Source organism: Morganella sp. GD04133, assembly GCF_029835375.1.
In the GTDB taxonomy this organism is placed as follows: domain Bacteria; phylum Pseudomonadota; class Gammaproteobacteria; order Enterobacterales; family Enterobacteriaceae; genus Morganella; species Morganella morganii_B.
This window is the reverse complement of the sequence record NZ_JAODZS010000005.1, coordinates 74,061-96,061: the sequence shown is the minus strand read 5'-3', so window position 1 is coordinate 96,061 and position 22,001 is coordinate 74,061. Positions and strand designations below refer to the sequence as shown.

General features: G+C 54.4%; 18 protein-coding genes and 1 pseudogene. 9 read left to right on the top strand and 10 right to left on the bottom strand.

Annotated features, from left to right (window positions below; genetic code table 11):
- Positions 1–28: 28 nt before the first annotated feature.
- Together N7387_RS03515 and N7387_RS03510 are read right to left on the bottom strand one after the other, a co-directional pair.
- A complete protein-coding gene (locus N7387_RS03515) occupies positions 29–3,121 on the bottom strand; it encodes a MexW/MexI family multidrug efflux RND transporter permease subunit (RefSeq protein ID WP_279796938.1) in 3,093 nt (1,030 codons plus the stop codon).
- Positions 3,121–4,233, bottom strand: coding sequence for an efflux RND transporter periplasmic adaptor subunit (locus N7387_RS03510; RefSeq protein WP_279796936.1), 1,113 nt, complete (start codon positions 4,231–4,233; stop codon positions 3,121–3,123). The genes N7387_RS03515 and N7387_RS03510 overlap by 1 nt, the downstream gene beginning before the upstream one ends.
- A 152-nt stretch (positions 4,234–4,385) precedes the next feature.
- On the opposite strand from N7387_RS03510, the gene soxR reads away from it, so the two are divergent.
- From soxR to N7387_RS03485, 5 genes are all read left to right on the top strand, one after another.
- Entirely contained in the window at positions 4,386–4,877 is a 492-nt protein-coding gene (soxR, locus tag N7387_RS03505) for a redox-sensitive transcriptional activator SoxR (protein ID WP_046894693.1), read from the top strand.
- A 136-nt stretch (positions 4,878–5,013) separates the two neighbouring features.
- Positions 5,014–5,973, top strand: coding sequence for a mechanosensitive ion channel family protein (locus tag N7387_RS03500; protein ID WP_279797008.1), 960 nt, complete (start codon positions 5,014–5,016; stop codon positions 5,971–5,973).
- An 82-nt stretch (positions 5,974–6,055) separates the two neighbouring features.
- Entirely contained in the window at positions 6,056–6,913 is an 858-nt protein-coding gene (locus tag N7387_RS03495) for a MerR family transcriptional regulator (protein WP_262860140.1), read from the top strand.
- 296 nt (positions 6,914–7,209) lie between these two features.
- Positions 7,210–8,367, top strand: a complete 1,158-nt coding sequence (locus N7387_RS03490; protein ID WP_279796931.1) for an aminotransferase class I/II-fold pyridoxal phosphate-dependent enzyme — start codon at positions 7,210–7,212, stop codon at positions 8,365–8,367.
- Between the two features lie 30 nt (positions 8,368–8,397).
- The gene (locus tag N7387_RS03485) at positions 8,398–9,669 is read left to right on the top strand and encodes an MFS transporter (RefSeq protein ID WP_279796929.1); all 1,272 of its coding nucleotides are present in this window, start codon (positions 8,398–8,400) and stop codon (positions 9,667–9,669) included.
- A gap of 54 nt (positions 9,670–9,723) precedes the next feature.
- Here N7387_RS03485 and N7387_RS03480 read toward each other — a convergent pair.
- From N7387_RS03480 to N7387_RS03455, 6 genes and pseudogenes are all read right to left on the bottom strand, one after another.
- Positions 9,724–11,655, bottom strand: a pseudogene (locus N7387_RS03480) (TonB-dependent receptor).
- Positions 11,656–11,783: 128 nt separating this feature from the next.
- Positions 11,784–12,629 (bottom strand): ModD protein, encoded by an 846-nt coding sequence (gene modD, locus N7387_RS03475; protein ID WP_279796927.1) that lies wholly within the window; start codon positions 12,627–12,629, stop codon positions 11,784–11,786.
- Positions 12,626–13,465 (bottom strand): class I SAM-dependent methyltransferase, encoded by an 840-nt coding sequence (locus tag N7387_RS03470; protein WP_279796925.1) that lies wholly within the window; start codon positions 13,463–13,465, stop codon positions 12,626–12,628. Before N7387_RS03470 ends, modD begins: the two co-directional genes overlap by 4 nt.
- Before the next feature lie 2 nt (positions 13,466–13,467).
- The gene (locus N7387_RS03465) at positions 13,468–14,235 is read right to left on the bottom strand and encodes an ABC transporter ATP-binding protein (RefSeq protein WP_279796922.1); all 768 of its coding nucleotides are present in this window, start codon (positions 14,233–14,235) and stop codon (positions 13,468–13,470) included.
- On the bottom strand, positions 14,232–15,245 hold the full coding sequence (locus tag N7387_RS03460) for an iron ABC transporter permease (protein WP_279796920.1): 1,014 nt from the start codon (positions 15,243–15,245) through the stop codon (positions 14,232–14,234). Before N7387_RS03460 ends, N7387_RS03465 begins: the two co-directional genes overlap by 4 nt.
- Positions 15,242–16,273, bottom strand: coding sequence for an ABC transporter substrate-binding protein (locus N7387_RS03455; protein ID WP_279796918.1), 1,032 nt, complete (start codon positions 16,271–16,273; stop codon positions 15,242–15,244). Before N7387_RS03455 ends, N7387_RS03460 begins: the two co-directional genes overlap by 4 nt.
- Before the next feature lie 201 nt (positions 16,274–16,474).
- Between N7387_RS03455 and gntR the strand changes: the two genes are divergently transcribed.
- The 4 genes from gntR to N7387_RS03435 all read left to right on the top strand — a co-directional run bounded on the left by gntR (position 16,475) and on the right by N7387_RS03435 (position 20,748).
- The gene (gene gntR / locus N7387_RS03450) at positions 16,475–17,470 is read left to right on the top strand and encodes a gluconate operon transcriptional repressor GntR (RefSeq protein ID WP_262860132.1); all 996 of its coding nucleotides are present in this window, start codon (positions 16,475–16,477) and stop codon (positions 17,468–17,470) included.
- Positions 17,471–17,640: 170 nt separating this feature from the next.
- Entirely contained in the window at positions 17,641–18,183 is a 543-nt protein-coding gene (gene gntK / locus N7387_RS03445) for a gluconokinase (protein ID WP_262860131.1), read from the top strand.
- Positions 18,180–19,517 (top strand): gluconate transporter, encoded by a 1,338-nt coding sequence (gntU, locus tag N7387_RS03440; protein WP_279796914.1) that lies wholly within the window; start codon positions 18,180–18,182, stop codon positions 19,515–19,517. Before gntK ends, gntU begins: the two co-directional genes overlap by 4 nt.
- Positions 19,518–19,686: 169 nt before the next feature.
- Positions 19,687–20,748 carry a methyl-accepting chemotaxis protein gene (locus N7387_RS03435; RefSeq protein WP_279796912.1) on the top strand — a complete coding sequence of 354 codons (1,062 nt, stop codon included), beginning with the start codon at positions 19,687–19,689 and terminating at the stop codon, positions 20,746–20,748.
- 2 nt (positions 20,749–20,750) lie between these two features.
- Here the strand turns inward: N7387_RS03435 and N7387_RS03430 are convergent, their stop codons facing one another.
- Positions 20,751–21,308, bottom strand: coding sequence for a hypothetical protein (locus N7387_RS03430; protein WP_279796910.1), 558 nt, complete (start codon positions 21,306–21,308; stop codon positions 20,751–20,753).
- A complete protein-coding gene (locus tag N7387_RS03425; RefSeq protein WP_262860127.1) occupies positions 21,305–21,895 on the bottom strand; it encodes a ComF family protein in 591 nt (196 codons plus the stop codon). Before N7387_RS03425 ends, N7387_RS03430 begins: the two co-directional genes overlap by 4 nt.
- Positions 21,896–22,001: the final 106 nt, after the last annotated feature.

Sequence of the window (22,001 nt, the reverse complement as noted above, 5' to 3'; positions counted from 1 at the left end):
TATCCCTTTTCTGTATTAATCAGCCGGTTTACAGGCCTTGTTTCAGCGCTTTCTCTGCGGCCTGTAATGCCCGGCTGCGTTCCGTGGCATTCATACCGGAATGATCACGGGCGAGCCGGGTGTAGACGGCCGGCAGAACAAACAGAGTAAAGAGTGTTCCGACCATCATCCCTGATACAATTACCACACCCAGACCGAAACGGCTGTTGGCACCGGCACCGGAAGCAAACAGCAGCGGGATAAGCCCTATCACCATGGCGGCCGTGGTCATCAGTACCGGACGCAGACGTATCTGTGCGGCGCGGATAATGGCCTGACGGCGATCAAGCTTTTCATGCATCTGGAGTTCATTGGCAAATTCCACCATCAGAATACCGTGCTTACTGATAAGCCCGATCAATGTCACCAATCCTATCTGTGTATAAATATTGAGTGTCGCATAGCCGAGTGCCAGCGGCAGCAGGGCACCGCAAACCGACAACGGCACGGTGATCAGAATAATCAGCGGATCTGTCAGGCTCTCATACTGTGCAGCCAGCACCAGATAAATAATGATAAGTGCCGCCGCGAAAGCAAACATCAGCGTATTTCCTTCCTGTCTGAACTGCCGGGCGTCTGACTGCCAGTCATAACTGAACCCGGCCGGCAGCGCCTGTCCGGCCTGCTCCAGGAAATTCACCGCCTCACCCAGCGTGACACCGGGGGCCGGTATTGCCTGAAAAACAGCCGCATTCTGCTGATCAAACTGGGTCAGTTTATTCGGTTCGACCGTGGTGCTGATTGTCACAATGGCAGAAAGCGGGATCAGCTGATTATCCCGGGTACGCACATACTGGCGCTCCAGTGCCTGCGGTGTCAGGCGCTGTTCGCGGGTGCTCTGCGGAATGACATCATAGGAACGGCCATCCATCGCGAAGCGGTTAATATAGTTCTCCCCGACCAGCAGATTCAGTGATTCGCCGATATCACTCATGCGGATCCCCAGACTATTCGCTTTTTCACGGTTGATCTTCACCTGCACGACCGGGTTGTTGTAATCGAGATCACTGTCAACTACCATAAATAAACCACTCTCCCGAGCCTGCTGTTTGATGTCCTCCATCGCCTGATACAGTACCGGATAACCCAGCGGGCTGCGCAGTACCATCTGCACCGGCAGGCCACCGGCTGACCCCGGCAGCGGCGGCAGCTGGAAGACAAATATCTGACTGCCTTCTATTTCACTGACCGCCTGTTGCAGTGACTGCTGAACCTGTGCTGCGGATGTGGTACGGGCTGACCAGTCAGACAGGTTGATCCCGCCGAAACTGGCAGACGGGCCATCCGTGCCGTTGATAATCCACGTGCTGTCACTTTCCGGCAGTGTCATCATGACCTCATGCAGCCGCTGGTTAAAACGCTCGGCATAGGCGAGATTGGCATGCTGCGGTGCTTTGACGGCGGTCAGAATACTGGCCTGATCTTCTGCCGGTGCCAGCTCCTGCTGTGCCTGCTGGTAAAGCAGCGGCAGGCTGATACAGACGGCGACAGCAAACAGGCCGGTGATCCGGCGGTGATCGAGTAAAAAATTCAGGAGCCGGCCGTAGCCCGCAGCCAGTGAGCTGAAAACATACTCTGCACCCGCCGCCATCCGGCCTTCATTCTGTCCGGCGTTCAGCATAAAGGAACTCATGACCGGTGACAGCGTCAGCGCGACAATACCGGAAACAATCACAGCACCGGCAAGTGTCAGGGCAAACTCTCTGAACAGTGCGCCGGTCAGTCCGGACATCAGACCGATTGGCGCATAGACTGCCGCGAGAGTAATGGTCATGGCAATGACCGGTCCCGCAACTTCACGGGCACCGATCAGCGCCGCCAGCACCGGTGATTTACCTTCCTCAATATGGCGGTGGACGTTTTCCACCACCACGATGGCATCATCCACCACAAGGCCGATAGCAAGCACCATCGCCAGCAATGTCAGCAGGTTAATACTGAAACCGGCCGCCAGCATGATAATTGCCGCGCCCAGCATGGAGAGCGGGATCGCCAGTACCGGGATCAGCACACTGCGCAGGGAGCCGAGACACAGGAAGATCACCGCGATCACGATCGCCAGCGCTTCCAGCAGTGTCTGCATTACCTGATCAATGGAGGCTTCAATAAAACGGGCGGTTTCAAAGGCCATCTCTGCCTTTACACCCGGCGGCAGCGTTTTTTCGATCCCCGGCAGTAACTTTTTCATACCGTCAACAATGACCAGCGGGTTACCGGACGGCGTGGAGAAAAGACCCAGATAAATCGCAGATTCGCCGTTCATCAGGCCGCTGGTTTCGGCTGATGCCGCACCGAGTTCGACGGTTGCCACATCTTTCAGCCGGACCAGACCGTTGCCGTCACTGTGGATCACCATGTCGCGGAACTCATCGACGCTGGTCAGATCGGTATTCACATATACGTTGGCTATCACAAACTCGCCTTTGACCTTGCCGGGAGCCGCCTGGTAGTTATTGCGCCGTACGGCATCCGCAACATCAGCCGCTGTCAGGCCGCGTCCGGCAAGGCGTTCCGCATCCAGCCACAGCCGCATTGCCAGCGTCTGTCCGCCGAAAACCTGTACTTTGGATACTCCCTCAATCGCAGAGAACTGCGGTTCAACCACACGGGAAAGATAGTCAGTCAGCGCCGGCAGTCCGATATCACCGCCGGAAAAACCGATATAGGCGACCGCCGTGGATTCCCCGGATGATAATTCAATCACCGGATCATATGCCTGCTCCGGCAGTTTATAGCGTACCTGGTTTACCTTGGCCATTGCCTGGGCAAGGGCTGCCGTCGGATCACGGTTCAGTTCCATCCGTACGGTCACGGTACTTTGCCCCTGTACAGAAGAGGAGGTGAGGTAGTCCACCCCCTCCACGGAAGAGACAGACTGAGCAATCGGCTGGGTAACGAAACCCTGTATCAGCTCAGCGGATGCTCCCGGATAGCTGGTGGTGATGGTGATAGCCGAGCTTTGCAGCATCGGATACTGACGGATCGGCAATTTACTTAATGCAAACAGCCCGAGCAGCACAATCAGGGCGCTGACAACCAGCGCCAGCACCGGACGTCTGACAAAAATATCAGTAAAAGTCATCACTTCCTCCGGGATGCGGTTGTCTGCGCGGCAGCCAGCGTGTCGTTGTCACTCTGTATAATGGGGCTGCCGTCAGATAACCGGAGCTGGCCGGATGTCACTACCTGCATACCGGCGGTCAGCCCTTCCGTAATTTCTGTTTTGCCGTCCCAGCGTTTCCCGGTTTTGACCGCAGTACGGCGGGCAATCAGCCGGTTATCCTCACTTTTCTGAGCCACAAACACCGTATCGCCGTAGGCACTGTAAGTTACCGCAGTTTCCGGCACCGCAAGTACCCTGGAGGCTTCTTTCTGCGAAACCTGCACGCCTGCATACATACCGGCTTTCAGTCTGCCGTCATGGTTCGGCAGTTCCGCCTGAACCCGCACTGTCCGGGATTTATCGATCAGGGGATCGACGGCCACAATTTTTGCGGAGAAAGTCTCACCCGGCCAGGCATCTGCCAGCACGGTGACCGGCTGCCCGGTATAGAGCTGAGGAACAGCCTGCTCATCCAGTGAAAAGTTGATTTTCAGTGTGTCGGCGTTGATCAGACTGACGACAGGATCACCTGCCTGAACATACTGACCTTCATGAACCTGACGTATCCCGAGTGTGCCGGAGAAAGGCGCACGGATTGTTTTTTGTGCGATCTGCGCCTGTGTCTGCCGGATAGCCCCCCGTGCCATATCCCGTTCTGCGCGGGTATTATCCACCTGGGCGGCAGCCACCATATTTTTACTGAATAATTGTGTGGTCCGGTTATGAAGCTGCTCGGTATTGCGCAGCTGTGCCTGCAGTTTCGCGAGCTCTCCCTGTTCGATAGCATCATTGAGCTGCACCAGCGGCTGACCTTCTTTGACTGTATCACCGGAGACAAAACGGATAGCCGTAATACGCCCCGCAGTTTCCGGTGCCACCAGTACTTGGCGGGCGGCCTCCAGTTCTCCGACCCCGGCCAGTGTCCGGTTCAGCCCGGTTTCCTCAACCGGTGCCAGCGCAACCTGTACCGGCGGCATAACATACTGTCCGTCCGCGGTATCATCCTGCCCGGAGGCCATTACATAAGTACCGGCTGCACCGGCCAGGATCACCGCGGCAGCCGCGGAACCGATCACATACTTTTTCTTCATCACTGTCACCCCTTACAAAAAGCCATAAAACGGCATTAAAAAATAAAAAGAACCGGGATATTTGACACCGGAATGCCGTCGGACTATAAAACCTCAGGTTAAGTTGAGGTCAACACTCCGGATGCCGGAATAACACGAAAGGAACATTCACCATGAAAAATGCCGGAAAACCGATCGATTCCGCCCGGGTGCTGACGGTGGGGGAAGTGGCTAAACGGAGCGGTGTGACCGTCTCCGCGCTGCATTTTTATGAGGAAAAAGGGCTGATCACCAGTACCCGCAATCAGGGAAACCAGCGGCGTTACCCGTCGGTGGTGCTGCGCTATGTGGCGTTTATCAAGGCGGCGCAGAGTACCGGGATTCCGCTGAAAGAGATTCAGGCGGTGCTCAGCCAGTTTCCGGTCAACAGTAAGCTGACATCAGAACAGTGGCGCATTCTGTCGTCACGGGTGCGCCGTTATCTGGATGAGAAGATCACCCGCCTCACCCGGCTGCGGGATGAATTTGATAAATGTATCGGTTGCGGTTGTCTGTCTCTGACCGATTGTCCGCTGCGTAACCCGGAAGATAAGCTCGGCGCTCTGGGAGCCGGTGCCCAGATTCTGAACCGTCCGGTGGATGATGAGGAATTTACGGCGGGATAAATTGAGTTTCCGGGCAAAATCCGTTAGAAGGAGAGGATAATACTAAGGAGTTATCGTGATTACCGAAGAGTTTCTCTCCAATAATGTGCTCAGCCTGATTGTGCTGGTGCTGTGTCTGCTCGGTTCCGGCGGGCTGATGATTTATAACCGCAAACGGGAAAAGGGCGAGCATGCCACATTAGTGCATGTTTCCCAGTTTATCATGTGGGCGCTGGGGGTGATTATCCTTGGCGATTTTGTTGAGCAGGGAATTGACCATTTTCAGTGGCGCTTTATCACCGCAGATACGGTCGGGATGATCTGCACCACACTGATCGTGCTGATGCTGATCCGCAAGCTGTTCCTGATGATAAACCGCCTGGCCGCCGCGCAGATCAAACGCGGCAGCGATATCACGTCGGCGCATATTGTTTCCCGCGTGCTGAAAATCCTGATTGTGATCGTGGTGTTCCTGTTTTACGGCGAACACTTCGGCATGAGCCTGTCCGGCCTGCTGACCTTCGGCGGTATCGGCGGTATTGCTATCGGTATGGCGGGGAAAGATATTCTCAGCAACCTCTTTTCCGGCATCATGCTCTATTTTGACCGTCCGTTTAAAATCGGTGACTGGGTCAGCTCACCTGACCGGCAGATTGAGGGCACGGTGGTGGAAATCGGCTGGCGTATCACCAAAATCATTACCTTCGACCACCGTCCGCTCTATATACCGAACTCGCTGTTCTCCTCCATCAGTGTGGAAAACCCGGGACGCATGACTAACCGGCGGATCAAAACCACCATCGGGCTGCGCTATGAGGATGCGGAGAAGATTTCGCAGATTGTCAGTGAAATACGGGCTATGCTGAAAGCGGAGAGCAGTATTGATCAGCACCAGACATTACTGGTCTATTTTGATGAATTCGGTGATTCTGCCCTCAATATCATGGTGTACTGCTTTACCAAAACCACGGTCTGGGCGGAGTGGCTGGCGGCACAGCAGGCGGTGTATCTGAAGATTATTGATATCGTACACCGCAACGGTGCGGACTTTGCTTTCCCGAGCAGGACACTCTATATGGAACGCAACAGTGTCTCCCGCGAACCGCCGGGAGTGTGATCTGACGCCTTGCGTCATCCCCCTTGTTTCCGTTATTGTGCCGCCGGTTAATTCCTGAGAAGGTCATCAGAGGCGGCACAATATGGCGAAATATTTTTCCATCGGTGAGATGGCAAAGCTCCATAAAATCAGCATTCAGACACTGCGTTATTATGACCAGCTGGGGCTGTTCCGCCCGGTGTATGTCGACCAGGAAAGTAACTACCGCTATTACACGATCGATCAGTTTTCTCAGCTGGATATTATTAAATATCTGAAATATCTCGGTATGCCGCTGAAAGAGATCAAACACCGCCTGGAAGACAGTGATACGCAGATCCTCAGCCTGCTGACCCGGAAAATTTCCGTGGTGGATGAGAAAATCCGCGAGCTCGAGCTGATTAAAAAAGTCCTCTCCACCAAAAAAGAGACCCTGGAAAAAGGGATTGATACTGAGAGCATCGGCAAAATTACCCGCCGTTATATTCCGCGCCGTCATATTTTATCGATGAATTATGAGCCGGGTCTGAGCTTTGAGGAGACCATGGAATTCTCGCGGCGGCAGATTGCCAATATCCTCGAGGAAAACATTTCTATTTTCTACGGCGGCGTCAGTGGACTGGTCTCCCGTGAGGAATTTCTGGCCACACAGCAGGTGCATTATCTGAACAGTTTTGTGATTGTTGAGCGCGACCTGTTTAATCCGCAGGTGCAGGATAAAATTACAGAAATTCCCGACGGTGAATTTATCTGCCTGATGTATCAGGGGCCTTACAGCGAAAATACGGCAGCATTTAAAGCGCTGACGGACTATGCGGAATACAAACGCATTCCGGTGGATGACATGATGTATGAAATCCCGGTGATTGACCCGCTTTCCACCAATGATCAGCGTCAGCTGCTGACGGAAATCCAGATTAAAGTGAAACGGCGTGAAATTGATACCCGCTGCCTGGTATAAAACTCTCCTTCTGCTACAGGTATAAATGCTTTCAATACAGAAACAGGCTGATATTCCTCAGCCTGTTTTGCTTTTATCCACCGTATAATTACCCGTTTTGTGATGCATATCTACTATCTCTGAATTGACTCTATAGTAACTGGAGAGTCTATAGTTATCCACATTACAGCAATGGTTAAAAAGGTCGTTACCGCCACACTATTACCCCCGCTGATCCTGAATCAGCAACCCGAACTCACTAATGATAATAAATGATGACATGCGGATCAGAATGCTGATCTCATGAGGAGTCTGTTGTGCAAAAAAATACTGATTATGATTTGGAAACCAAACTGATCCACCAGGGTCATTCACCGGATCCGGCCACCGGCGCGCTGGCCAGTCCTATCTACCAGACCGCCACATTTGCGGCGCATTCTGTGGAGCATTTCGAAGAATTGTGCCGGACATGGGGCTATGTCTACAGCCGCGAGTGCAACCCGAACCTGACCGAGCTGGAAAGCAAACTGGCGATGCTGGAAGGGGCGGACAGCGCGATTGTCAGCGCATCCGGTATGGGGGCAATTGCCTCAACCCTGCTGTCACTGGTGAAAACCGGCGATCATATTGTCAGTGCTGACGGGATCTTCTCCCACACCCGCCTGCTGATGACTGAACTGCTGGCAAAATTCGGTGTGGAAATCACCTTTGTTGATGCCACGAACAGCGACAATATCCGCGCTGCCATGAAACCGGCGACAAAGATCGTGTATGTGGAAAGCCCGCTGAATCCGTCTCTGGCGCTGGTGGATATCCGCGCGGTGGCGGACATTGCCCATCAGAACAAAAGCCTGCTGATTGTTGACAGCACCTTCTGTACGCCGATCCTGCAACGCCCGCTGGAACTGGGTGCGGATCTGGTGGTTCACAGCCTGACCAAGTTTATGAACGGTCACGGCGATACGCTGGGCGGCGCGGTTATCGGCTCACGTGAGCTGATCGAGCTGATCAAATGGCCGGGATTATGCTGCTTTACCGGTGCGGCGCTGGCACCGAACAACGCCTGGATGATTATGCGCGGGATGAAAACCCTCGATATGCGCATGAAAAAACACTGTGAAAACGGCCTGGCGCTGGCGGAGTTCCTGACATCTCAGAGTGAGATTGAAGAAGTCCGCTACCCGGCACTGAAAAACCATCCGCATTATCAACTGTGTCAGTCTCAGATGAACGGCCTTGGCGGCGGTATCGTTTCTTTCCGTCTGAAAGAGGATATTCACGGCCTGACCCGCGACCAGGTGAGCCGCAAATTTGTGAACTCCCTGAAACTGACCACCATTGCCACCAGCCTGGGCGAAGAACACACCCTGGTTCAGATGAACGGCGAAAACCTGATCCGTATTGCTGTCGGACTTGAATCAGCAAAAGACATTATTGCGGATTTCCGCCAGGCCCTGGATGCAGTTCACGGCTGATAAAAAGAGATAATCATTATGGCAAATCACATGGCAAATCAATCCCGTGTCAGACGGATGCTGATTCTTTTTCTGCTGGCATTCGGTACCACCGCAATGTACAGCCTGCCTTACCTGAAGTCTTCGTTCTATGATCCGATGCAGCAGGCGCTGGGACTGACACACATTGAGATCGGTAACCTGCTCAGTCTGTATGGTTTGATCGGTATGTTTTCCTACTTCTTCGGCGGCTGGTTTGCGGATCGTTTTTCACTGCGCAACCTGATCACTTTCTCGCTGATCGCCTCCGGGTCACTGGGATTCTGGTTTGCGACCTTCCCGTCGTATAACACGATCCTGCTGATCCACATTCTGTGGGGTGTCACGACGATCCTGACGTTCTTCGCCGCATCGATCAAAGTGGTGCGGATGCAGGGTACGGAAAAAGAGCAGGGGCGGATCTTCGGGTTTTATGAAGGATTATCCGGTGTATCCGGCACGCTGATTTCGTTCGTCGGCCTCTATTTCTTCGGCAAATTCGCCGAGGCGGCTATCGGTTTCCGTTATGTGGTCTGGCTTTACTCCGGTGCTTCCGTAATGTGTGGCGTGCTGCTGTTCTTCCTGATCGCACACCGCAGCAGTGCCGCTGACAGCGGGGAACCGGAAGAGAAAACCACATTCCGTTCGCTGATGAGTGTGGTGACCATGCCGAAAGCGTGGCTGATCGGGCTGATTATTTTCTCCACCTATGTGGTGTTCTCCAGCCTGACGTATCTCAGCCCGTACCTGTCACAGGTGTATGTGGTACCGATTACCCTGGTGACGGCGCTGTCGATTATCCGTACCTATGTGATCAAAATGGTAGCCTCTCCGGTGGCGGGGATCGTGACGGATAAAGTCGGATCATCTATCAGCGTGATGTTTGTCGGCTTTATCATCATGGCGGTGAACTGTGCTCTGTTCCTCGTGATCCCGAAAGGTAATGCCTTTATGTGGTTTGCGGTGGTGAATATGGTGGTACTGAGTGCGTTACTGTTTGCCTTCCGTGGTATCTATTTTGCCTCAGTCGCAGAATCGAAAATCCCGATGAAAACCACCGGTGCGGTGGTGGGTTTTGCCTCCTTTATCGGCTTTTCCCCGGATGCATTCTATTATTCCGTGGCCGGCTACTGGCTGGATAAATACGGTGAAACCGGCTACAGCTATATCTTTATGCTCTCGGTCGCCTGTGCGCTGTTGGGTGTGGTGGCAACGTTCCTGCTGCGTCAGATCAACCGCCGGGAAGCGGCGGGCGGCGGGATGGCACTCTCTCCGTCAGTCTGAAAATACAGAAAGCCCCCCGAAACGGGGGGCTTTGCACAAAAAGCGTCCTGCTGATTAATAGCGGTATTCCACGCCCAGCCAGAAGTTACGGCCTTCTTCCATATAGCCGTTGGTGTACTCGTAGGATTTATCAAACAGGTTATTAACAGAGGCATTGACGGAAATGCCGTAACCGAAGTCATAATCCGCGCGCAGTCCGGTGAGAGCATAACCGGCCACTTTCTCATTACTGTCATTGTACTGATAGCTCCAGGCACGGAACTTTTCGGACAGGGTGATCGTCAGCGGCTCGATCGGTGTGACTTTTACCCAGGCATACATTTTATGCTTCGGCAGTCCTTCCGCATGATCAACATCTTTCGGATCACTGTGGATGTAGCTGTAGTTGATCCCGGTTTTCAGCCAGTCACTGACTTCGCCTTTCACGCCCAGATCCAGCCCGGTGTAATCCACACGGCCACTGTTCTGGTTCTGGAAGTAGCGGTCACCGTTTTTAATCACGGTGTGTGCGAGGATCGCATCATCCACGCGGTTGTGATAGATGCTGGCCTGGTAGCCCCATTTATCAGTGATATTCCCTTCATAGGTTAAATCGAAGGTCAGTGCGCGTTCGGCTTTCAGGTTCGGGTTAATGATACCCAGCGAACCGTCTTTTGGTTTTTCAGTGGTATAGCGCTCTTTCTGTGTCGGGAAGCGGCTGCGGTCAGACACGGAGAACCGCACGTTGTCTTGGTTGGCAAAGGTGTATTTTGACATCACTTCCCAGTTAAACGCGTGCTGATCATTATCATCCGCACCTTTATCTACCTGACGACTTTCTCGCCAGTCATAACCGATGGCACCGATAATATCTAAATCCTGAGTGGCAGCCCACTGATACTCTGTTGCCACGGAGTAGGTGCGGTCTTTATAACGCAGCCAGTCACCGCCTTTCTCTTTCTGAGCACGGTGAACATCATCTTTCCAGTGTGCGGAGAATGACAGCAGATCATTTTCCCGCATGTCGATCCCTAACTGGAGAGAGGCGCCGTTGCTGAAATCATCATAACGGCTGTAATCCACCTGGTTGCCCTTTTTCGGGTACATCAGCAGGGTATTTTCAAACTTGTCATGGAACAGGCGGCCCTGGAGATTTACGCCGTCTGTCAGTTGAGTGGTACTGTTGAAATAGTAGCTCTCTTTGTTGTAATCCGGCCATTCCCACCAGCTGTATTTTCCCTTGGCTCCGGGATCAGCAGATGGCGCACTGTCTTTGCTGCCGTCCTGCTTCAGATAAGTAAAGACATACTGGTCGGTTTCACGCGGGGTCCAGCCTACTTTCACCATGCCGCGTTTATCATCGGATGAGGAGTGCGTACGGCGGCCGTTGCTGCCCGCCAGGGCATTATCATCATCGGATCCCGGCAGGCCGAGGAAACGCTGTTTGTACTGGCTGCCGCTGAGCTGGATAAAACCGAGATCGTTGCGTGCGCCGACACGGGCGCTGGTGTTATAGGCATTATCCGCGCCGCGTGCGAAGCCCTGGCTGAATGCCACATTGGCCTCAAACGGTTTTTTCGGGGTGGCGGTGGTGAGGTTGATTGCACCGCCCATCAGGTTCGGGCCCTGTAACAGCGAGGTATAGCCTTTGCTCACCTCAATACTTTCCAGCTCGCTGGTCATAAAGCGACCGAGGTCAAGGTTGCCGTCATACGGGACGTAAGTCGGGATGCCGTCGAAGAATACCGGCACCTAGCGGCTGTCAAAACCACGGACTTTGACCGTCAGCTCATTACGGTTGCCTGATTTTTCGAGAACCACACCCGGCATGGTGCTGATCGCTGTCGCCGCATTGGTTTTGTTCAGCGACTGCATCTGCGGCTGTGTGATGACATCCGGATTAGAGGCCACCGGGCTGCCCCAGACGGTCAGAATATCTGTGCTTTCTGCCTGTACCGCAGGCGCGGTTGCCAGCAGAATTGCTGAGCAGAGTAGAGTTCGTTTCATTATTATTTTTCCTGTTACCGATATGTATTTATTTATATAACGACTTGCCAGACAAAAGGATAAAATGGCCGGTTCAGTGACCTGACCGGTTTATCCCTTAACTCACTATAAGGTTGTGCGGTTTTCCGTCAGCGCGGATATAACCGGACTTTAATGTCCGCAGGGGACGCATAATACGGCGCAGACGTGACAAACAGCTTCACGCCGGTATCCGCATACTGCCCGATGGTTTCTGCATTCAGTCCGCCGGCAACCGACAGTGTGCAGCCCGGTGCCAGCACCGCCGCATCTTTAACGAGACGGCGGATATCATCAGGACTGAATTTATCCAGCTGCAGCACATCCGGGCAGCCTTTCAGCGCCTGATAAGCTTCATCCGGGTTATCCGCCTCGGCAATAATGGTCTTTTCCGGCGCTTCACGGCGCAATGCGGCAATCGCCGCACACCAGTTTTCCGGCTCTGCCAGGAAACGGCGGTGATTGGCAAACAGCAGGATAGTTTCCGCGCAGCCCTGACGGTGGATGATGCCTTTTCCGGCCAGTACAGCTGCGGTTGCCAGCAGTTTGGTGCCGGGGATATTTTTACGGGTGCAGGCCAGCTGTGCGTCCGGCTGATACTGACGAAGGGTATCCACCATGCAGCGGGTCATCTGTGTCACGCCGCTGCTCCACTCAATTACATTCTGGACCATCTTCCAGCCCTGATGCAGCGCTTCCGCGCGACCGGTTGCGGTCAGTAACAGGGTACCGGCTTCGGTATGATCGCCGTCGTTCGCGTGTAATTGTGTCTGTAAGCCGAGTTTTTCCAGTAATTTCTGACCCAATGTCAGCCCGCTGACATAACCGGCCTGCTTGCGGGAAAAGTGCATTTCCCCGCTCTGTGCGCCGATGCCGAGTGCGCGGGTGGTGAGATCGCCGTAATGAATGTCTTCCAGCAGGAGGCTGTCCAGAAAGGCATCACTGTAGTAGATCACTTCCGGCCTCCCGGCAGCAGCAGGGCCGATTCCGGTACCACATTCCAGGAAACCATGGCCCAGTCGCGGGTGGCGGGTACCACCGGCAGGCCGTCTGCCGCCTGTTGGTCGTAATAGCGGCGCAGCAGCGTCATTTCATGGTCATCAAGCTGTCCCAGCGACCAGACCACCCCTTCGGCAAACTGCTCAAAGGTCATATTGTCGCGGCTCTGGCAGTTCGGGCTGCGGATAAATTCCACATCGGGATGAATACCAAGCTGGTTGAGGATATTCACCGCGTAAATATAGGTCGGCAGCGTGACCGGCGTGCGCCCGATGGCGCGGATCACGCGGATATCGACAAATGTCGGGCTGACAGTGTGAGTGGTGTAAACCCGCAGCCGTGCATGGCGGTTCAGTTTCAGCAGCGCGGCCTGTAAATCCATCACCAGCGTGGAGCGGGAGGCCACTGCGATATCGCACGGCGGCAGGGCTGACCAGTCATCTTCCCAGGCGCAGTGGCGGAAAGTGACGTGTGAACAGCCCTGAGTCTCTGCCCGCTGACGGGCAACTTTCAGCATTCCTTCGCTGTAATCAATGCCGGTGACCTGCTCAAAGCTGTCCGCCAGCTGTAACGCGACAGAGCCCGGCCCGCAGCCGACATCCAGCAGGGTTTTTGCGCCGGTGGTATCGACAATCTCTTTAAAGCGGATCAGGTACGGATCGGCGGGGTTCGCACAGTTTTGTGCCATTTTCTCCGCACGTTTATCCCAGTGTTCCGGATCTTTGCGGGTGCGTTCGGCCTGTGCGAGATGGTCGCGGTAGAGTTGTGCGAAATCGATATCATCAATAGTCATGATCATCCCTTATAAGCTGGCTGCGCAAAGTGCGCAGCAATATGTTCTGGTGTCACATGATAGAGTGCCGCCAGGGTTTCCGGTGTGAGCAGCGCAGCAGGTTTATCCTGGCAGGCGGGGCCGTCTTTGCTGAGCATTACGATACTGTCCGCCACGGCGGCCGCATGCTGCGGGTGGTGGGTGGACATCAGCACGGTGATCCCTCTCTCACGTAATTGTTCTATCTTATTCAGTAATTTTATCTGATTGCCGAAATCGAGGCTGGCCGCCGGTTCATCCATAATCAGCAGCCCCGGCTGTTGTACCAGGGCGCGGGCAATCAGCACCAGCTGTTTTTCCCCGCCGCTCAGGCGGGAATAGGCGCGTTGTGCCAGATGGGCGATCCCCAGGTGGGCCAGTTCCTGCTCTGCCATCTGCCGTTCGGCGCGTCCGGGGGCGGCAAACAGAGAGAGATGGGCGCTGCGTCCGAGAGCAACCATATCCGCCACACGGAAAGAAAACGGCATGTTGTGTGCCTGCGGTACATAGGCAACGCGGCGGGCGAGTGCGGCGGCGCTCCAGTCACGCAGCGGTGTGTTATCAATGCGGATTTCCCCGGCTTTCGGCGGTAACAGGCCGAGCAGGGTTTTCATCAGAGTGGTTTTACCGCAGCCATTGGCACCGAGCAGACAAATAATTTCTCCCTGATGCAATTGCAGATTGATGTCAGTGAGTATTAACTTCTCTCCGTAGCCGACTGCCAGGCCGCGGGTGGTCAGGACATCGCTCATCCGTTCCTCCGGGTCTGCAACAGCAGAAAAATAAAGAAAGGTGCGCCGACCGCAGAGGTCAGAATGCCGAGCGGCAGTTCAATCGGGGCAATGGTGCGTGCCAGCGTGTCTGTCAGCAGCAGCATAATGGCACCGATCAGCAGAGATACCGGCAGCTGGTGGCTGAAGTTGGCACCCACTAACAAACGGGTGATATGCGGGACAATCAGTCCGAGCCAGCCGATAATCCCCGCGACGGAGACCGCACTGGCGGTGATCAGGGTGGCTGAAGCAATAAAAATCAGCCGCGTCACGGTGACATTCAGCCCGAGAGTGCGGGCTTCCTCATCACTCAGGCTGAGCAGGTTCATGCGCCAGCGCAGCAGCAGAAGCGGCACCATTCCGGCGAAAATCAGCGGGGCGGTGGTTTTAATATCATCGGGTGAAATCGCGGACAGACCACCGAGCAGCCAGAAGGTCATGGCAGGCAGCTGGGTATAGGGATCGGCCAGAATTTTCATCAGGGAAATGGCAGAGCCGCACAGGGCGCTGACGGCGATCCCGACCAGCACCAGTGACAGTACCGGATCATGCTGACGGGCCAGCCGGGCGACAGAATAGACGAGGGCAACCACACACAGCCCGCCGGTAAAGGCGAACAGCTGGATAGTAAGCATTGACTGACCGGCAAAAATCCCGAGGATCGCACCAACCCCCGCCCCGGCGGAAACGCCCAGAATATCCGGTGAAACCAGCGGGTTACGGAACATGCCCTGATACGCTGCCCCGGCGATAGCCAGCCCGCCGCCGATGATCAGCGCGGCGGCAATGCGTGGCAGGCGGATTTGCCAGAAGACGGTCATATCGCGGCTCAGCACCGGATCATCCGCACCGCTGTTGCCGGTGATTTTCGCTGTCACCACGTCCCACAGCTGCTGCGGAGTTAGTGAGAACTTACCAACATTCAGAGCAATGCCGGTGATCAGCATCAGCAGCACCAGCAGTAACAGGGTTTTGGCGGAGGTGGTCATCGGGCAGATAACAGACTGTTAATCTGTGCCTCCGATAGCGGCGAGTGATAAAACAGGCTGAAAAATAAACCGGTGTCTGCTTTCAGATCGGCACTTTCCGGTTCAAACTGTGCCTGAAGGCGGCGCAGCCCTAATAACCGGTTCAGTCCCGGCGGGCTGTCGAGCCAGCCGGACGGCAGCCCGGCATAGTAAAAGACCTGCTTATTCTTCACCGCATCCAGGCTCTGCCAGACCTCACCCTGCATAATCGCATCATACGTCACGACATCCTGGGCGATAATAAAATCCGGGTTCCATTGCAGTAACTGCTCGAAAGAGACTTCCGCCAGCCCCTGCATATCCGGGACATCCGCGACATTCTCAAACCCCAGCAATTCCGGGGCTTCGCTGTGAATGGAGCCGCGCAGGCCGGTTTGCAGACCTTTTGCACCGCGTGCCAGATAAAAACGGCGGTTGTGTGTCTGACGATCAGCAAAAGCGGCAGCATCCCGCAGCCATTTATCTGCCAGCTGTGCCTGTTGTTCCGTGCGTTCTGCTTCCCCCAGCAATGCACCGGCCTGACGCAGCAGATCCGGCGTTTGTGTCAGATTACCGGACAACAGAATATACGGAATACCGGTCTGGCGGCTGAAACGGGCGGCCTGCGAGCGGTAAGTGTCATCGGTCAGTCCGCTGTCAACAATCACATCCGGTGCCAGTGCCAGCAGGGCTTCCGGAGAGAGGGTACTGCCGCGTCCGGAGAGGCGTCCGGTGACCGGCAGCGCGCGCCAGCGGTGCGCAAAATACGGGCTGTTTTTTACCGACAGGGAGGCGAAGCCGGGCAGTTTTTCCGGGGCGACCGCAAACAGCAGCTGATCAGTCGGCGGGCCGCTGCTGACCACACGGTGAATGGCCTCCGGCGGCGGAAGCTGACCATAAATAAAGACCTGAGAGGCAGTTTCCGGCGCGGCAGCGGCTGACAATGCCGGGAAAGTGAACAGTAGTGCGCAGCAGAAAAGAAATCCGGAACAGAGGCGGTTAAGTGTCATCGTGATCAGTCGTCGTTATCGTTATATGTATTGTTATACAGCGGGACGTTAGCGCAGAGCATGAGGTGAGTCAATAAAATCAGCGGTAAATAGGGAAGTAAGTCAAAACAAGGTAAAATTCCGGGTGGAATACGGTATAACTACGGCCTCTTTTGGCGGGATATGACGACACACAGACCAGTCTGTATTAAGATAAGCACTATGAAGAAAAAACGCCCTTCGTTACAGGACGTGGCTGACCGCGTTGGTGTAACCAAAATGACTATCAGCCGCTTTTTGCGTAACCCTGAACAGGTTTCCGAAAAACTGCGCGGCACCATTGCCCGTACCCTCGATGAACTGGGGTATATTCCGAACCGGGTGCCGGATATTTTATCCAACGCCACCAGCCGGGCTATCGGCGTGCTGCTGCCCTCGCTGACCAACCAGGTGTTTGCGGAAGTGATCCGCGGTATCGAAACCGTGACGGATGCCGCCGGGTATCAGACGATGCTGGCGCACTACGGCTATCAGGCGGAGAAAGAAGAAGATCGCCTGGTCTCCCTGTTGTCCTACAATATTGACGGCCTGATCCTGGCCGAACGTACCCATACCCCGCGCACCCTGAAAATGCTGGCTACCGCCGGCATTCCGGTGGTTGAGCTGATGGATAGCGTCTCTCCCTGCTATGATTCCGCCGTCGGGCTGGATAACCGGCTCGCTGCATTTGAAATGACACAGGCCATGATTACACGCGGCTGCCGCCGTGTGATTTACCTCGGCGCACGTCATGACGAACGGACATTCATGCGCCTTCAGGGTTATGAACAGGCCATGCGGGACGCCGGGCTTGAACCGGGCAATGTGATGACGCAGGAAAGTTCATCCTATTCGCTGGGGGCGAGACAACTGCACCAGGTCAGAGCCGATTATCCGGATGCTGACGGGCTGTTTTGTACCAACGATGACCTTGCGATCGGTGCTATTTTTGAGTGTCAGCGTCTCGGGATCCGCATTCCGCAGGATCTGGCGGTTGCCGGGTTCCACGGCCATGATGTCGGTCGTGTGATGACCCCGAAACTGGCAAGTGTTCTCACACCGCGTGACCTGATGGGCCGCCGTGCGGCAGAAGTGCTGCTGGCGCGTCTGCGCGGTGAACTGCCGCCTCAGCAGATAGTGAATGTCGGCTTCGAATTATTACCGGGAGAGAGTATTTAACGGCTCCCGGCCCTTCCTGAAGTGACAGGTATTTCGTTTGAGATAACTGTCACAATTTATTCATCTGAAAACAGTGTTTGATTGCATTGTAACCATATCCGTTGGTAATGTTACCGGTAATAGTTACCGGTAACATATCCGGTGATAATGACCGCATAAGAGGAATTGTTATGAGTGATAGCCAAAAACCACATCACGCCTTTGTTTTGATGGGGGTTTCCGGCTGCGGAAAATCCGCTGTGGCTAACGGGGTTGCAACCGGGCTGAATGCGGCCTTTCTGGACGGGGATTACCTGCATCCGCGTGCCAATATCGAAAAAATGGCGGCCGGGCACCCGCTGAATGATGCCGATCGCGAACCGTGGCTGAAAGCCATCAATGACGCGATTTTTGCTATGCAGCGGACCAATGAGCTTTCGGTGATTGTCTGTTCGGCCCTGAAAAAAAGCTACCGCGATATCCTGCGCCGTCAGAACAAAAACCTGTCATTTATCTGGCTGAAAGGGGATTTTGATCTGATCGAAAGCCGCCTGAAAGCCCGCAAAGGGCATTTCTTCAAACCGGAAATGCTGATCACTCAGTTCGATACCTTAGAAGCACCGGACACTGCCGCAGAGCCGGATGTGCAGGTGCTGGACATTCAGCCGCCGCTTGAGGATGTGATTGCGGGCGCGGTTCAGATTATCAGACAGGTTTCCGGAGGTCAGTCATGACAACATTAACTCTGGTGTTAACTGCCGCCGGGTCGGTATTACTGCTGCTGTTCCTGGTGATGGTCGCACGGCTGCACGCCTTTGTGGCGCTGATGATTGTGGCTATCGGCGCGGGGCTGTTCTCCGGCATGCCGCTGGAGCAGATCACACAGACCATGCAAAACGGTATGGGCGGCACACTTGGTTTCCTGGCGATAGTGGTCGCGCTCGGGGCGATGTTCGGCAAAATCCTGCATGAAACCGGCGCACTCGACCAGATAGCCGTGAAGCTGCTTAACGCCTTCGGTGAAAAACGGGCGCACTACGCGCTGGGGATCGCCGGGCTTATCTGTGCGCTGCCGCTGTTCTTTGATGTGGCGATTGTGCTGCTGATCGGCGTGGTTTTCGCCGTTGCCCGCCGGACCGGCGGTAATGTGGTGCGCCTGGCTATCCCGCTGTTTGCCGGTGTGGCGGCGGCGGCCTGCTTCCTGCTGCCGGGACCGACCCCGATGCTGCTGGCAGACCAGATGGATGCGGATTTCGGCTGGATGATCCTGATCGGCCTGTGTGCGGCGATCCCCGGCATGATCCTGGCAGGCCCGCTGTTCGGTAACTTTATCAGTAAGTTTGTCACCCTGGAGTTGCCGGAAGATTTGACTGAACCGAGCATCGGGCAGAGTAAAATGCCGTCGTTCGGCCTGAGCCTGGCGCTGGTACTGTTCCCGCTGGTGCTGGTCGGTCTGAAAACCATTGCCGCGCCGATGGTGGATCCGGATTCAAAACTGCACGCCTGGCTGGTGTTTATCGGACACCCGTTCCTGGCGATCCTGATTGCCTGTCTGGTGGCGATTTATGGCCTGGCAATCCGCCGTGGCATGAGCCGCAATAAAGTCATGGAAATCTGCTCTGCCGCTATTCAGCCGGCCGGGATTATCCTGCTGGTGACCGGTGCCGGTGGTGTGTTCAAACAGGTGCTGGTGGATTCCGGTGTGGGTCCGGCACTGGGTGAATCCCTGATTGGTGCGGGGCTGCCGATTGCGGCTGCCTGTTTTGTTCTCTCCGCTGCCGTCCGTGTGATCCAGGGCTCTGCAACCGTTGCCTGTCTGACCACCGTTGGTCTGGTGCTGCCGGTTATCGGTGAGCTGGGCTATTCCGGCGCACAGCTGGCTGCTCTCTCTGTTTGTATCGCGGGCGGCTCTATTGTACTGAGCCATGTGAACGACTCCGGTTTCTGGCTGTTCGGGAAATTTACCGGGGCGACGGAAGCACAAACCCTGAAAACCTGGACGCTGATGGAAACCATCCTCGGCACCACCGGTGCCATCGTCGGTATGTTATTCTTCGTCTTCCTGTAACATCGCTGTTTTCACTCTCCGGCAGCGGGTTATTAAAATCCGCTGCCGTTTTTATCACTCCCCGCCATCTGCATAAAGCCTCTGTTTTTTCCGCCGATAGTCAATGTGACCCCGGCGGCAATCCGCGCTATTTCCCTGAGTTGTATTATCTGTCTTAACCGGAATTAACATGCTGAATATAATGAAAAAATGGATGTTTTTACAAAAAAAACAGCCCGTTGTCTTCTGGGAGGAACCGGCGGTTTATCCGGCACCGTCAGAGCACGTGATAACGGGAAATACGGATGAACAGCAGCACTATCACGGTGAAATTTTGTGCCGTCATTTGCTGGATGGGATCGCGACGATAGAGATTATCCGCAACTCCCTGCTGGATTCCGGCACCCGGCTTGCCGGGGAGCAGGGCACACTGGATGAAATCGCGCTGCATAACAGCGAAACACGCCGCTATATGCAGGAGCTGTGCAGTGTGCTGGATGATATCAGTGAGCACGCGGATAAGGGGCTTGATTACACGCAAAAACTGGTCTCTGTGCTGGGACAGATTAATCAGAACATTAATAATATCGAACGCCTTGCCAACCAGACTAATCTGCTGGCGGTTAACTCGGCGATTGAAGCGTCTCATGTCGGCAGCCGGGGAGCCGGGTTTTCAGTGATTGCCCGCGAGATAAAACAGTTATCCGGTGAAATTCAGGATGAAGCTGTCAATATCACTGCCTTTACCGGCAAAATAAAATCACATGCCAAAGCGATTTATACGGATGCGGAAGATAACCAGAAGCTGGTGAGCAGCATCCGCAATATCGCGGTGCAGGCCGAGGATCGCTTACAGAATATGATCACCAGTTCCTCGCGGATGGAAGCGATCATCCGGTTTGTGGCGGTTCAGCAGTTTCTCAATACCGTCAAGCTGGATCACGTTATCTGGAAAGGGGATATCTACCGCCGCCTGCTGGACGGAAACGCGGATTTATCGGTTAACGACCACACACAGTGCCGTCTCGGCAAATGGTATTACGCGGACGACGGACAGCGGTTTACCGGCCATGATGCCTACCGGAAGCTGGAAAGGCCGCACCGGCTGGTACATCTTTCCGGGCGTCTGGCGCTGGAAGCCAGGGCTCAGGGCTCACTTCATGATGAGGAGCTGCATTTAACGGCTATGGAAGAAGCCAGCCGTGAAGTGATCGAAAATATTGATGACCTGCTGGCGTCGATCAGTTACTGATATCAGCCGAACAGCGTGATTTGCCGGTTTTTCAGTCGGGTGATTTTTTCGGATAGCTGAATTTTCTTTTCTGCGGCGGCAAAGGCATCCGGCGGCATATGACTGACCAGTTCACTGAGTTGATCCGGTGATTTTACAACAATAAACTGTTTTTTATCGCGGATAAAAACAACGGAATATTTTTTCTGATTTAATAATTCCAGCACATTACTGAGAGTGCCGGTGCTGCGGCTGTCCCAGATCATCAGTCCGTAATCCGCTTCAGCGGCCATCGCTAAGTCTTTCGCGGTAAAAAATGCCCGGCTTCCCGGCGCATAAGGGGTTTCTGTCACCTGCACCGGCCAGTTTCCGAGGTTATTTCTCGGGGTCGGTGAGCTGCTGAAGACAGTGACGTGATGATAACCGGATTGTTTCAGAAATTGCTGAATGGCTGAATCCGCACCGGCGGCATCACCGACAATAATACGGAGATGCCGGGCGGTTATTTTTTTCAGCCGTTCAGTGACCAACGGGTCTAATACTTTGATTTTAATCGATCCTGCGACGAAAATCGTCGTCATGCCGGTCTCCAGGTGAGTGTCGCCACATAAATGTTGTTCACTTTACTATAACCGCGAAGAACTTGACAGGCTGACTCCAGTGATGCACCGGTATGGTACAGGTCATCAATGACCACGACATTCCAGCACCCGTCATTTTGAATTTGATCAAAAACAGAATAGCGGTCACCGATGGCATCCAGTTTTTCCTGCTTGTCAGTCAGATTTTTGAGCGGTGTACCTCCGGATTCTTTCAGCAGCAAATGATCAAAATGCGGCAGTCGCGTCATGCCTGAAACCAGCCGGACAATTTCTGTTACCGGCTGGCGGGAACGGGCGGTGGAGGCGGGCATGGGAAGGACGAAACGGGCATCCGGAAAACGGGCTTTTATATGATCTGAGAGGCAGCGGGCGAGCGGGTCAAGCTGAGACCAATCCTGTTTATATTTCAGCCGGTACAGCGCTTCACCCACTTCTGTTCTTTTGGTATCAAACTGCATGTGCCCGGCACTGTTTTTACCCAGCGGTCTGCTCCATTCAGTGTGTTTATCCAGGGCGAACCCCGCTTTCCAGCTCCCGTAGAGTGGCTTGATATCGGTCTTCATCATCAGTCCTTTGGTAACGAATACAACACAGATATTGAGGGATGATTAAAGATTGTTCTTTTGGGGGATGCACGTTTCCGGCGGGGATTTTGTGAACAGAAAGGCAAAA